The sequence below is a fragment of the Streptomyces sp. NPDC028368 genome (genome assembly GCF_055565615.1).
On the sequence record NZ_JBVHTY010000004.1, the window covers coordinates 469,156 to 481,783 of the forward strand.

Annotated in this window: 10 protein-coding genes and 3 pseudogenes; 5 read left to right on the forward strand and 8 right to left on the reverse strand. The window is 70.0% G+C overall.

The features are described 5' to 3' along the window. Positions 1 to 14: 14 nt before the first annotated feature. From ACZ4S3_RS12145 to putP, 3 genes and pseudogenes are all read right to left on the reverse strand, one after another. On the reverse strand, positions 15 to 488 hold the full coding sequence (locus ACZ4S3_RS12145) for a flavodoxin family protein (protein ID WP_467931041.1): 474 nt from the start codon (positions 486 to 488) through the stop codon (positions 15 to 17). Between the two features lie 313 nt (positions 489 to 801). Next, a pseudogene (locus tag ACZ4S3_RS12150) lies at positions 802 to 1,203 on the reverse strand (helix-turn-helix domain-containing protein); the annotation flags it as partial. Between the two features lie 23 nt (positions 1,204 to 1,226). Then, positions 1,227 to 4,796 (reverse strand): sodium/proline symporter PutP, encoded by a 3,570-nt coding sequence (gene putP, locus ACZ4S3_RS12155; RefSeq protein WP_467931045.1) that lies wholly within the window; start codon positions 4,794 to 4,796, stop codon positions 1,227 to 1,229. A 589-nt stretch (positions 4,797 to 5,385) separates the two neighbouring features. On the opposite strand from putP, the pseudogene ACZ4S3_RS12160 reads away from it, so the two are divergent. Continuing rightward, positions 5,386 to 5,577, forward strand: a pseudogene (locus ACZ4S3_RS12160) (transposase); the annotation flags it as partial. A gap of 40 nt (positions 5,578 to 5,617) precedes the next feature. On the opposite strand, the gene ACZ4S3_RS12165 reads toward ACZ4S3_RS12160, so the two are convergent. Beyond that, the gene (locus ACZ4S3_RS12165) at positions 5,618 to 6,286 is read right to left on the reverse strand and encodes a DUF5655 domain-containing protein (RefSeq protein ID WP_467931049.1); all 669 of its coding nucleotides are present in this window, start codon (positions 6,284 to 6,286) and stop codon (positions 5,618 to 5,620) included. 88 nt (positions 6,287 to 6,374) lie between these two features. On the opposite strand from ACZ4S3_RS12165, the pseudogene ACZ4S3_RS12170 reads away from it, so the two are divergent. Next, positions 6,375 to 6,977, forward strand: a pseudogene (locus ACZ4S3_RS12170) (IS701 family transposase); the annotation flags it as partial. A gap of 155 nt (positions 6,978 to 7,132) precedes the next feature. On the opposite strand, the gene ACZ4S3_RS12175 reads toward ACZ4S3_RS12170, so the two are convergent. Continuing rightward, positions 7,133 to 7,753: a TetR/AcrR family transcriptional regulator gene (locus ACZ4S3_RS12175; RefSeq protein WP_467931054.1), complete on the reverse strand. Its 621-nt coding sequence runs from the start codon at positions 7,751 to 7,753 to the stop codon at positions 7,133 to 7,135. A 67-nt stretch (positions 7,754 to 7,820) separates the two neighbouring features. Between ACZ4S3_RS12175 and ACZ4S3_RS12180 the strand changes: the two genes are divergently transcribed. From ACZ4S3_RS12180 to ACZ4S3_RS12190, 3 genes are all read left to right on the forward strand, one after another. Next, positions 7,821 to 9,041 carry a metal-dependent hydrolase family protein gene (locus tag ACZ4S3_RS12180; RefSeq protein ID WP_467931059.1) on the forward strand — a complete coding sequence of 407 codons (1,221 nt, stop codon included), beginning with the start codon at positions 7,821 to 7,823 and terminating at the stop codon, positions 9,039 to 9,041. A gap of 447 nt (positions 9,042 to 9,488) precedes the next feature. Then, positions 9,489 to 9,617, forward strand: a complete 129-nt coding sequence (locus ACZ4S3_RS12185) for a hypothetical protein (protein WP_467931063.1) — start codon at positions 9,489 to 9,491, stop codon at positions 9,615 to 9,617. Between the two features lie 3 nt (positions 9,618 to 9,620). Next, on the forward strand, positions 9,621 to 10,124 hold the full coding sequence (locus ACZ4S3_RS12190; protein WP_467931067.1) for a transposase: 504 nt from the start codon (positions 9,621 to 9,623) through the stop codon (positions 10,122 to 10,124). Here the strand turns inward: ACZ4S3_RS12190 and ACZ4S3_RS12195 are convergent. From ACZ4S3_RS12195 to ACZ4S3_RS12205, 3 genes are read right to left on the reverse strand one after another with little or no spacing between them, the layout of a single operon-like run. Then, positions 10,096 to 10,659, reverse strand: a complete 564-nt coding sequence (locus ACZ4S3_RS12195) for a hypothetical protein (protein WP_467931583.1) — start codon at positions 10,657 to 10,659, stop codon at positions 10,096 to 10,098. The genes ACZ4S3_RS12190 and ACZ4S3_RS12195 overlap by 29 nt on opposite strands. Positions 10,660 to 10,693: 34 nt before the next feature. Beyond that, positions 10,694 to 11,134, reverse strand: coding sequence for an FMN-binding protein (locus tag ACZ4S3_RS12200; RefSeq protein WP_467931071.1), 441 nt, complete (start codon positions 11,132 to 11,134; stop codon positions 10,694 to 10,696). A 10-nt stretch (positions 11,135 to 11,144) separates the two neighbouring features. Further along, the gene (locus tag ACZ4S3_RS12205; protein WP_467931075.1) at positions 11,145 to 12,506 is read right to left on the reverse strand and encodes a ferredoxin reductase family protein; all 1,362 of its coding nucleotides are present in this window, start codon (positions 12,504 to 12,506) and stop codon (positions 11,145 to 11,147) included. Positions 12,507 to 12,628 lie beyond the last annotated feature (122 nt).

The following is a 12,628-nucleotide window of genomic DNA, read 5'->3' on the forward strand; positions in this document are numbered from 1 at the left end:
TCCTGCCGGACCGCTCAGGACTCCGCACCGATCCGAGCTCGTAGCCCTTCGGCAAACGCGCGCGCCGCCTCCAGATCGGTGGCGTTGGGCCGTTCCTTGTTGATTCCGCCGACGAGCTTGAACGGAAGCCAGGTGTCGAACCCGCGACACGAGAAGGTGTCGCCCACCTCGAAGCCCTTCTGCTCAAGAAGCCGCACAAGGGGGCGGGTGAAGGGCCGGAAACGCGGTTCGGGCAGTCCGCTGGTGGCGAACACAAACGCCTTGCGTCGTTCCCCCTTCGGAAGCGACCGGACGAACTGACGCAGCCGTGGATGGAACTTCCCAGAGAAGATCCCCGAGCCGAACCCCACGAGGTCGCAGGTGGAGAGCTCCGCCATATCGACCTGTTCGGGGTTGACGACAGTGGCTTCCAGGGCCCTGCCCAAAACTTCGGCGATCCTCTTCGTGTTCCCATGAGACACGGAGGCGCACACGATGACGGCCTTCACGATGAGGCTCCTTTCGCTTCCACGATTTCACCCTGAGGACACCGCCCGAGCGGCGATTGTGACAGCAGGGGAGTGTGGTGGTGATCACAAGGGGATGTCGACGCAAGTCACTCCGGGGGCCTTCGCTCGTACCCGGCCCCCCGATAGGGCCGTCGGTGGACGCGCCGCTATGGTGGCGGGCCATGACCCCAAACAGCTTCCGGACCTCGCCGCCCGACCGCATGGCGCGGGTCGAGCAGCCGCAGGACGGCGCGGCGGGAGCCAGCGGGGCCGTGGAGACAGTCGTGGATGCCGGAGGCCAGGGCGCCCATCCGGGTTGCGATGAACTCGCGGGCCATGCGGGCTGGAACCGGCCGAGGGGCTGGATCTGCGACTTCTCGTCCACGCCTTCTCCGGCGGATCGGTGTAGAGGCCCACGACGTCGCGGACTTTGTCGATGAACAGGGGGTCCGTGGACAGCTTGAACGTCTGCGACCGGTGAGGCGCCAGCGCGAACGCCCGCCAGATCCGCGAGATCGCCGACTGCGACATCCCCCTGGCCGCTGCCATCGGCCTGGTCGACCAGTGCGTCGCGTTCTTCGGCCTTTCCTCCAGCGTTGACGATGACCCGCTCGACGTCCGCGTCGGTGATCTTCCGTGGGACACCCGGCCGCGGCTCGTCGGACAGTCCGTCCAGGCCACGTTCGAGGAAACACCGCCGCCAAATGCGGACCGTGTTCCGGCCGATGGGGGACCGGCTCACCACCGGGCGACCATGTCGGCGGGAATATCCTGCTCCGTCCAGATGATCTTGCCGGTCGTCGTGTAACGGGTGCCCCATCGCCCGGCGAGTTGGGCCACGATCAGTAGGCCCCGTCCTCCCTCGTCGGTGGTCCGGGCATGGCGCAGGCGTGGCGAAGTGCTGCTGGCGTCGGAGACCTCGCAGATCAGGCCGCGGTCCCGGATCAGGCGCAGACTTACCGGTCCGGTCGCATGGCGGATGGCGTTGGTGACCAGCTCGCTGACGATGAGCTCCGTGGTGAACGTCAGGTCGTCCATGCCCCACTCCGCCAACTGCCGGCCGGTGAGGGCGCGGGCGTTCGCCACGGCCGCCGGGTCGCTGGGTAGGTTCCATGACACGACCCGGTCCGGAGCCAGGACGCGGGTCCGGGCGAGGAGCAGGGCCGCGTCGTCGGACGGCGGACCCGTCAGCAGGGCGTCGACCGCACCCAGGCCGATCTCCTCCAGCGTCGGCCTGGGCACCACGAGGGCGTCGCCAAGTCGGGAGATCCCGACGTCGAGATCCCGGTCGAAGGTCTCGATGAGGCCGTCGGTGTAGAGGGCGACGAGGCTGCCTTCGGCCAGCTCCAGTTCGACGGACTCGAAGGGGAGGTACCCGAGGCCGAGTGGAGGTCCGGCGGGCAGGTCGAGGACGACGGCGGTGCCGTCGGGGCCGACGATCACGGGTGGGAGGTGACCGGCCCGGGCCAGCGTGAACCGTCTGCTGACCGGGTCGTACACGGCGTACAGACAGGTGGCACCCATGAATGCGGCACCCGCGGTCTCGTCCTCGGCCTCCGCCGGTCCCATGAGGCCGATGACCAGGTCGTCCAGATGAGCTAGCAGTTCGTCCGGGGGGAGGTCCAGATTGGCGAGCGTGCGTACCGCGGTGCGCAGACGTCCCATGGTCGCCGCCGCGTTCATGCCGTGTCCGACAACGTCCCCGACGACCAGTGCAACCCGGGTTCCGGAGAGCGGAATCACGTCGAACCAGTCACCGCCCACACCGCTGGGGGCATCCGCCGGGAGATACCACGACGCCACCTCCAGAGCGGACCCTCCCGTGAGCTCCTGCGGCAGCAGGTAGCGCTGCATGGAGCGGGCCGCTGTGCGCTCGCGGGTGAAGCGGCGCGCGTTGTCGACGCACACCGCCGCGCGGGAGACGAGTTCCTCGGCGAGACGCACGTCGTCGTCCTCGAAGGGACCTTGACGCCGGGAGCGGGCGAACGTCGCCACGCCAAGGGTGACGCCGCGCGCCCGCACCGGAATCACCATCAGCGAGCGGAAGCCGAACTTGCGGATGGAGGCGCCCAGTGACTGGTCTTCGGTCACCCAGGCGCTGGTGGAGCGGTCGAGGGTCCGTTCCACGAGAGTCCTGCTTTCCAGCAGGCAGCGGGTCACGGGCGACGAGGGAGCACGCCGGACCGTTTCGCCCACGACCAGAGTGGCCTCCGGGCAGCCCTTGCGCACCGACTGTTGCCCTGCTCGGCGGATGACGGGCGTCATGCTGACCGGTCCGGGGGCCGGCTCCTCGCCCCTCATGACCGAGTCCAGCAGGTCGACGGCGACGAACTCGGCGACGGCCGGTACGGCCTCGTCGGCCAGTTCCTGCGCGGTTCGCGTCACTTCCAGTGTGCTGCCGATACGGGCACCGGCGTCGTTCAGCAGAGCCAGGCGTTCCTGAGCCCGCCAGCGCTCGGTGACGTCGATGACCATGTACCAGATGCCCACGTACCGGCCCTGGCGGTCCTTCATGGCGAAGAAGGAGGCGGAGGCCGCACGCATGCGGTGGGGATCGGTGTAGCTCGGGCCGCGGAACTCGTAGTCCAGCACCGGGTCCCCGGTCTCAAGAACCCTGCGCATCCGCTCCTCGAACGCTTCCGCCTCCGGCCTCGGCAGCACCTCCCCCACCTGCCGCCCCAGTCGTTGTTCGAGAGGGATCAGGCGGCCCAGTGGCTCGTTCACCCAGACGTAGCGCAGATCCGTGTCCAGGACGGCCATGCCGACCGGTGCGTGGGTGAGGAACGGCGTGAGCATCAGCTGGCTCACCCCGCCTCCCGGCATCCGCCAGAAGGCCCGTTTCGGCGGCCGGCCGACGAACCTGCCGAAGACCAGTGCGGCGACCGTGGCGACCAGTACACCCGGGACCATTGCGTAGACGCCCGACTTGATCGGCCCGAGCAGTGGATTGATCTCCTTCCAGAGAAGCACCGTGGTCGCACCCGACACGATCCCGGCCATGGCCCCCGCCCAGGTCATACGCGGCCAGTACAGGGAGAGGAGGATGACCGGCCCGAAGGCGGCCCCGAACCCCGCCCAGGCGTAGGCGACAATGCCCAGCAGCCCGCCGCCGTTGAGCGCGATCACGAAGGCCACAAGGATCACCGCGACGACGGCGCCGCGGCCGACCCACACCAGCGCCCTGTCCGAGGCACGCCGGTTGAGGAACGCGCGGTAAAAGTCCTCCGTGAGCGCGACGGACGACACGAGAAGCTGGCTGTCCGCGGTCGACATGATCGCGGCCAGTACGGCGATCAGCATCACCCCGGCGATCCAGGGATTGAGCAGGATGCGGCTCAGGGCGATGTACACCGTCTCGGGGTCGTGGAGCGGCGTGCCGAGCCGCGCGATTCCCGCGAGGCCGACGAGTGTGGCGCCGACGAGTACGACAATGACCCACCCCGTTCCGATACGGCGGGCCGCGGGGATGGCCCGGACGCTGCGGATGCCCATGAAGCGGGCCAGGATGTGCGGCTGACCGAAGTAGCCGAGGCCCCAGGCGAGCAGCGAAATGATCGCGACGGCGCCGAGTGACCCGCCTGCCGACCAGTGCCCGTCGGCGTAGTTGACCGCTGCCCCCATGTCCAGCAGGGCCGGCGCCTTCTTGTCGAGGGCATCGACCAGTTCCCGGAAGCCTCCGAGGGCCCCGATGCCGGTCAGGGAGACCACGAGCAGGGCGAGGAACATCAGCGTCGCCTGTATCACGTGCGTGAGGCTCACGGCGAGGAAGCCGCCCAGGCCCGAGTAGATGACTATCACCAGGACCGTCAGGGTCACCCCGAGCCCGAAACGGATGTCGAAGGCATGCTCGAACAGCAACCCGCCGGCGACCAGACCACTGGCGACATAGACGGTGAAGAACACGAGGGTGACCGCCGCCGAGACCATCCTGAGCATCCGGGTGCGGTCCTCGAACCGTTCCTCCAGGTAGGCCGACAGGCTCAAGGCGTTCTCGGCGCGCTCGGTGTAGGTGCGCAGCCTCGGCGCGACGAACCGCCAGTTGAGGTAGGTGCCAACCGCTAGGCCGACGGCGATCCAGCTGGCGCCGATGCCGGCCGCGTACACCGCTCCGGGAAACGCGAGAAACAGCCAGCCGGACATGTCACTGGCCTCTGCGGACAGGGCGGCGACCAACGCGCTGAGCCTGCGGCTCCCCAGGGCGAAGTCGGCGAAGGTGTGAGTGCGGGTGTACGCCCAGACACCTACTCCGATCATGGCGACCGCATACACGAGGAACGTGGCCACGATCGGCGCACTCAAATCGAACATATTCTCCTCGCCCGCGACGTTCATGAGCACAGGGCGCGACCATAGGCGTGCCTGGGATCTCGGTGCCCTGGCGGGTAAATGTACCGATTTGGGCCGCCAGGCGGTGGCCGCCACCTCCGCGCCGGTGCCGAACGGCCGATACGTGCCACCAGCCGCGGGGCGATGGTCAGGGAGAGCTGCTCGGCCGGGTGGAGCTGGCCGGCGTCGTCCTGTTCGGCGCGCCAGACGCGGTAGTCGAGGTTGGGGTAGGCGGGGTTGATCCCGGGGGCGACGACGTCCAGGTTGTCGGAAGCGTCTTGTGCCGTCCAGGTGGTCTAGATCCAATGCCAGTGACTTTGCGGTTGCCGGGGCCGCCGGAGGGCAGTGTTTCCGCAGGTGAGACGGTCGAACTGGCCCCTATGTCACTGGTATGACTCTGTTGGTGATTTTTCGAGGGGTGCTGACGGCGGGGCTGGCTGGTGCTTCGCTGGAGGAGTGCGGGGTGGCCTCGGGTTCCGGGGGGGGGGCGCTGCGGCCGAGGAGTTTCCAGCGGATCCCGGCCAGGACGGTGCGTACAGCCTGGGCGGCGTGTCCGAAGGGGACGCCGGCGATGCTCGTGCGGGACCGGTTGGACGTGCTCTTCGAGGACGAGGATCTTGCGGATCTCTATCCGCCCGATGGCTGGTCGGGCTTCTCGCCGGGGCAGTTGGCGCTGGTGTCGGTGCTGCAGTTCGCGGAAAACCTGTCGGACCGCGCGGCGGCGGACGCGGTGCGGACGAGGATCGACTTCACATACGCGCTCGGGCTGGAGCCGGAGGATCCGGGCTTCGACTACTCGGTGCTCAGCGAGTTCCGGGACCGGCCGGCCGAGGGCGATGCCGCCGACCGGCTGCTGCGCGTGATGCTGACCTGCCTGGTAGAGGCCGGGCTGCTGAAAGCCGGAGGCCGCCCTCCTCCAGCTCGACCGTGTCCGGATCGACTCTGAGATAGAGCAGGATCACCTCGTGCTTCGGACGGAAGATCACCGAGGCGAGGTTCACCATCCGCCGATAGGCGATGTAGTGCAGCAGCGGCGCCACCTCCACCTCGCCCCACGCGGTGAGGGCGTCGTCCAGCTCGCCGTACAGATCCTGCAGGCAAGCCGGAGCCGCGCCCGGGGTCACCTGGACCGACGGTTTCCCGTCCACGCCGCGGGCACCGGCCGCCAGCTCCCGCTCCCGACGCTGCCGCCGAGCCAGAGCGGGACTGGGAGACCCAGGTGCGGACTCGATCAACAGCAGGCTCAGCAGCCCGCCGTCAAAGATGCGGTAGCGCACCAGGTCGATCCGCTCGCGCAGCCGCTGCACCGCGACCCGGTCGTGGTGGGAGAAGCCGGCCGCGATACAGACCATCCGCGGGTTACGCCAGTCGATCGACTCGACGGCCTCGGCACCCAGCTTCTCCTTGACCAGTGCCTCGAACTCGTGATGCGCCGAATCCAGCCACGACAGGTAGGACACGGCCTGCGACATGACCCCGCTGTCGGAGCCCTTCTTGTACTCGATCAGCGCAGGCGTGCCGTTTTCGTCCAGGCCGAGCGAGTCGATCCGGCCCCGGTGCCTCGTCTATGCGGGACGGCGCGGGCACGCGGCGGTGGACCGGGAGCTGTACGTCCCGCGCTCCTGGACGCGCGACCCAGACCGCTGCCGAGCCGCGGGCCTGGACGAGGACACCGTCGTCGCGACCAAGCCGGAGCTGGCCGCCCGCATGATCGGCCGGTTCCTCGATGCCGGGCACCGCGCCGACTGGGTCGCGGCAGACGAGGTCTACGGCGGCAACCCGAAGCTGCGCACCGCGCTGGAAGAACGCCAGGTCGGCTACGTGCTCGCCCTCGCCTGCTCACATGAACTCACCACCGGCGCGGGGAAGTTCCGCGCGGATGCCCTGGCCGCGAAGGTGCCCAAGCGGGGCTGGCAGAAGCTGTCGGCCGGGGCCGGTGCGAAGGGGCACCGCTTCTACGGCTGGGCCGTCATCGACCTGGCCGACCTCCGGCCCGGCAGTCACCGACTGCTGATCCGCCGCAACCGCACCACCGGAAAACTCGCCTACTACCGCTGCTTCTCGCCCGCCCCGGTACCCCTGGCCACGCTGGTGCGCGTCGCCGGTTCAAGGTGGCGGGTGGAGGGGACCTTCCAGTCCGGAAAGGGCCTGGCGACGATGGAGGTGTGGGCCGGGTCGACGCCGTCTTCCTCATCCGGCTCCTGGCTTTCCCTGAGAAGCCTTCCGCTTACCGGTCAGCGGGGTTGTCTGGTCGAACAGGGTTCTGGATGGGGCGAAGGGGGGCACCCGTACGTGACGGGTGCCCCCCTTCCTCTGTGTCAGCCCAGCAGCCCGGCCAGCACTGCCGTCGTCGCACTCAGCAGCTGCTCGGTGGCCGGGCCGCCCGCGGCCGTACGGGCGAGCAGGCCCTCGCGTGCGGCCAGGATCACCTCGGTGGCCTGCTCGGCGGAGGCCCCGGGCGGTACCAGCTCCGGCAGGACCCGCTCCAGCAGGGCCGCCACCGCCGCTGTCACCGTGCGGTCGTGTGCGGCGACCCGCTCGGCGAGCTCGGGCGTACGCGCGGCCAGCAGACGGAACTCCAGGAAGAGCAGAATCCACCCGGTTTCGGCGGCCTCGACCCGCAGCAGCGCCTCGACCAGCCGCCGCGCCCGTTCCTCGGGCCCCAGCTGTTCGGCCGCGGCGGCCAGCCGCTCCAGCTCGGCCATCCGCCCGGCCGCCTGCTCGTCGAAGAGCGCCAGCAGCAGGTCCTCCTTGGTGGCGAAGTTCGAGTAGAAAGCCCCACGGGTGTAGCCGGCGGCGGTGCAGATGTCCTCGATGCTCGTCCGCGCGTACCCCGCGGACAGGAACAGCTCGCCCGCCGCCGACAGGATGCGGGCTCTGGTGTGGACGCGGCGCCGCGGAGGCCGGGGCGTGGCGGATTCGACCGGGGAGGAATTCACAACATCACGATACATGGTGTATTCAATACAGGTCGTATTGAAACGAGGTCGCGAGAGGACCACCGCCATGAGCCGACTGCTGATCACCGACGCCCACCTGCTCCATCCCGAGACCGGCACCCGTACCGACCCGGCCTGGATCGAGGTCGCCGACGGCCGGATCGCCGCCACCGGCACCTGTCGCCCGCCCAGCACCGGGCAGGACGTGCAGGTGCTCAATGCGGCCGGCGCCACCGTGCTGCCCGGCCTGATCGACGCTCACGTCCACCTCCTGGTCACCTCCCTCGACCTGCCCGCCATAGCCTCCTGGACCCCCGGATACCTGACGGTCCGGGCCCTCGCGGAGGCCGAACGGATGCTGCGCCGCGGCTTCACCACCGTCCGAGACGTCGGCGGCGCCGACCACGGCATGGCCCGAGCCCTGGCCGAAGGGCTGGCGCTCGGCCCGCGGCTCGTCCACGGCGGAAAGGCGCTCTCCCAGACCGGCGGCCACGGCGACCTGCGCCCGCTCGGTGACGACTCGGTGCCCTGCTGCGAGAGCCGTCCCCACTTCGCCCGGATCGCGGACGGCGTCGACGCCGTCCGCGCGGCGGCCCGGGACGAGTTCCGCAAGGGCGCCGCCCATCTGAAGGTGTTGCTCTCCGGCGGGGTAGCTTCGCCGCACGACGAGATCGCCGCCGTCCAGTACAGCGAGGAGGAGATCTCCGCCGCCGTGGAGGAGGCGGAGAACCACAACCGATACGTCACCGTGCACGCCTACCACCCGCGCGCCATCGATCGGGCCCTACGGGCCGGCGTGCGCTGCGTCGAACACGGCAACCTGATCGACGACGCGACCATCGCCCTGCTGGTGGAACAGGACGCCTTCCTGGTGCCTACCCTGGTCGCGTACGAGCGGACGGCGGAGCTCGGCCGGCAGTCCGGCCTGCCGGAGTCGTCCTACCGCAAGCTCACCGAGGTCCGCGACCACGGGCTGGCCGCCCTGGAGAAGGCCCACCGGGCGGGCGTCAACCTGGTCTACGGCAGCGACCTGCTCGGGCCGCTGCACTCGGCCCAACTGGAAGAGTTCACGCTGCGCGCCGAGGTCCAGCCCGCCGCAGACGTGATCCGCTCCGCCACCAGCACGGCGGCCCGCCTGCTGCGGATGGAGGGCGAGATCGGCACCCTCACGCCGGGCGCGCACGCCGACCTGCTCGTCGTGGACGGCGACCCGCTGGCAGACCTGGCTGTCATCACCCGTCCCGAGCGCCACCTCCGGCACGTGGTCAAAGCCGGTGCCGTCCTCTGAGAGGCCATCCCCTTACCGGTCAGCGGAGTTGTCTGATCCAACAGGGTTCCGGATCGGGTGATCGTGCGGAGGCCGGGGCATGACGGCAGGGCCCCTTGGCAGCTCGAGGTTGCGAAGCCAATCGAGCGCCAAGGAGACCCTGTTGCCGAAGTCTCGCGTGAGCGTGCCCGCCGCGTCCAACTCCCGCGTGTCGCTGTGCGATTGTGTCGCGCACAGGGTCGGCAACGCCGCGGACCCCCCCGGACCGTATCCCATGCTACGGCTCCGACATGACGGAAGCGGAGTGGCAGGTCGTCCGGGCGTTGTTGCCGGTTCCGGCCTGGCTGGAGGGGAGGGGGGCCGGCCGGAGGGTACTGCCACCGCGTCATGCTCGACGCTGTCCGCTATGTCGTGGACAACGGAGTCAAGTGAGCCAACCTGCCTGCGGACTTCCCGCCGTATCGGCGCGTGCATGCTTTCGTCCGCCGCTGGCGGGTGACGGGTCTGCTCGCCGAGCTCCACGACCGGCTGCGTGGCAAGGTCCGGGAGAAGGAGGGCCGCTTGCCGGATCAGACGGCCGCGATCGTGGACTCGTAGTCGGTGCGGGCAGCGGCGAACATCCCGCGCTCGACATCCGGGTGGGACGGCGGGAAGAAGGTGGGCGGCCGTAAGCGGCACCTGGTGGTGGACTGCCTCGGCCTGGTCCTGGCCGTCGCGGTGACCGCAGCGAGCGTGCAGGACCGCGACGCTGCCGTCCCGCTGCTTCAGCGGCTACGCAAGCTGTACTTCTCCATCCGCCTGGTGTGGGCGGACGGCGGCTATGCCGGTAGCCTGATCGACTGGGCGGCCGAGAAACTCCACCTCACCCTTCAGATCGCCAAACGCACCGACGACACCACCGGGTTCGTGGTGCTGCCGCGCGGGTGGGTGGTGGAAAGAACGCTGAGCCGGCTGATGCGCTCGCGCCGGATGGTGCGCGACTACGAGACACTGCCCGCCATGCATGAGGCCATGGTGCTGTGGTCGATGACCATGCTCATGAGCGGCCGCCTGGCCGGACGCCACCCCGGTGGTCTCAGCCGGCCGGCCCCGCGAGCGCGGTGAACACCCCCGGCCGCACCTGCAGGGCCCACCCCCGCTCCACCAGACGTTTCGCCTTCGACCGCAGCCCCTCGACCTTCGCCGGGACCGCCTCCAGCCCCACGGCCACGGCCAACTGCTGGCAGCGCATGCCCTCCCGGCCTGCTTCCGACTCCAGCACCGACACAATCCGCTGGTAGTCCGGCGCGAGAACCGACGCCGCCATGCCCTCGGCCCGTTGCGGTACCGGAGCTCTCGCCGCCGCGCTCCGTGCCGGCTCCGCGACTGCGGAGGGCGGTTCGGCCAGTACCTCGGCCACGGTCACCCGGGCATCTACCAGCCGCTGAAGCGCGCGTTCCGCCTCGTCGACCGCGGCCTGCACCCTTTCGGCCTCCTCCCGCAACCGCGCGATCTCTTCCCGGACCCTGACGGGGCTGCCGGGACGGTAGGTCGAGAAGACCTCGTCGACGTGGTGCAGCCAGGCGACGGCGTCGACCAGAGCGGACTCGATGGCCGGGGTGCGGGCGTCGCGGATGTCGAAGGAGAACACCGTGCCCATCGCCTGCTCGACATGGCGCAGTCCGCGCCGGGGCTCAGACACCGGCCCGGTCCAGGGCGCTCTGCAGCGACCGGATGTAGCCGGCGCTGGTGTAGCTGGCGCCGGACACCGCGTCGATGCGGGCGCCGTGTGCGCTCAGCGCCTCCTGCGTCAGGCGCGGGACTGCGTAGGCGGCGATCTCACGGTCGCGACCGTTCTCGGACGGCGCGTGCAGCACCTTGACGGCGGTCAGCCGGCCCGCCTTGACGGTAGCCGCGATCTGCACGGTGCCGTAGCGGGTGCTGATCGGGGCGCCGGTATAGGTGCCGTCGGCCGGATGGCTTCCTCGCTGCGGATGCCCGGTGGGCACCGGGGCACGTTCGGCGCCCGCCTGGGCCGAGTCGCCGGTCAGGCCGGCGGGCTGGTGCGGCTTGAGGGCGAGCAGGAGGATGACCAGCGCGCTGGTCGATGCTGCGGTCAGAACGGCTCGGCGCACGGGGGGCTCCTCAGAACTCGAACGACTCGTGGTGGATGCGGTGCCGGGGTACACCGGCACCGTGCAGTGCGCGTCGGGCGGCGCTGGTCATGCCGGGCGGACCGCACAGATACACGTCGTGGGCGGCCAGGTCCGATATCAGGCTCTTGAGTGCGCGCGCGGTCAACGGCGCGGAATGCGTGGTCGGTTCGTCGACGAAGTAGTGGACTGTCGCGCGACGGGCGGCGGCGATCGCATCGAGTTCGGCGCGCAGGGCGAGGTCCTCCGGGCGCCGTGCCCGGTAGATGAGCGTGACCTCGCCGGGGAGGGTTTCGAAGAGCGCACGTAGTGGGGTGATGCCCACGCCGCCCGCGAGCAGCAGCACCCTGGCCGACCGGCGGCGCGCCTCGGTGAAGGCGCCGTAGGGGCCTTCGGCCCACACTCGGGTACCGGGCCGCAGCCGGGCCAGGGCCGCGCTGTGTCCGCCGGCCTCCTTCACCGTGATACGCAGGTGGTGAGGGAGCGGCGGCGCGGAGAGGGAGTAGGGGTTGGCGGTCCACCACAGGCCCGGTGCGAGGAAGCGCCAGCGGAAGAACTGGCCCGGCCGGGCGCCCAGTTCGTTCAGCCGCTCCCCGGTGAGGTGCACTGACACCACGCCTGGTGCCTCGGGGCGGACCTCGGCGACGCGGAGCCGGTGGCGCAGGGCCCGTCGTACCGGAACCACGAAGCGGTACCAGACGGTCAGCGCCGCCACCGTGGCGTACAGGGCATACCAGCCGAGTTGGGCCGGCCTGCGGCCCACGAAGTCGGCGCCGTTCGAGAGCTGGTGGCCGAAGGCGAGGAAGACGGCCAGATAGGTGGCGAAGTGGAGGTAGTGCCAGGTTTCGTAGCTCATGCGGCGCCGGGCGGCGCGGGCCGAGACGATGCCGGTGCCGATCAGCAGTAGGAAGCCCGCGGTGGCCTTGAGCATGTCCGGGTAGTCGAGGACGAGTGCGGTCGTCTCGTGCAGGACGCTGCCCTGCGAGGTGAGGGTGTAGCCCCAGATGATCAGCAGGGTGTGCGCGAGCACCAGCGAGATGGTGTAGCGCCCTCCCATGGCGTGCCAGCGCGCAAGGCGGTCGGTGCCCAGGCTGTGATCGAGCAGCGGAATGCGGGCCATCAGCGCGACCAGCACCGCGCAGGCGTAGCCGGCCAGCAGTCCGGTGATCCGGCCGGCGCCGGTGAGCCAGCCCGCCAGACCCACCACGGATGCCGTACCGGTCCACCACAAGGCCAGGACGCCCATGGCCCCTGCCCAGATGACGCCCTGCGCCAGCAGGGGACCGGGGAACGGCCGTCGGCGCGGCGGGGCGCTGCCGGGGGCACCGCGGCGGGTGTACGAGATGGTGCTCATGGGGCTTCCCTTCCGTGGTCGGCGCCAGCGTCGCAGCGCAACCTCTGAAGACCTTCTGAGCGGAAACTCTGCCGAGCGATTCACAGGAAACTCAGAGCTGGCTCATACCTGCGCAGACCTGT

Bases quoted from the DNA above. Each gene is read 5' to 3' on its own strand.
- putP (WP_467931045.1), bottom strand. From the start codon at position 4,796: ATGTTCGATTTGAGTGCGCCGATCGTGGCCACGTTCCTCGTGTATGCG.
- ACZ4S3_RS12165 (WP_467931049.1), bottom strand. From the start codon at position 6,286: ATGTCGCAGGCCGTGTCCTACCTGTCGTGGCTGGATTCGGCGCATCAC.
- ACZ4S3_RS12180 (WP_467931059.1), top strand. From the start codon at position 7,821: ATGAGCCGACTGCTGATCACCGACGCCCACCTGCTCCATCCCGAGACC.
- ACZ4S3_RS12195 (WP_467931583.1), bottom strand. From the start codon at position 10,659: ATGGGCACGGTGTTCTCCTTCGACATCCGCGACGCCCGCACCCCGGCC.
- ACZ4S3_RS12205 (WP_467931075.1), bottom strand. From the start codon at position 12,506: ATGAGCACCATCTCGTACACCCGCCGCGGTGCCCCCGGCAGCGCCCCG.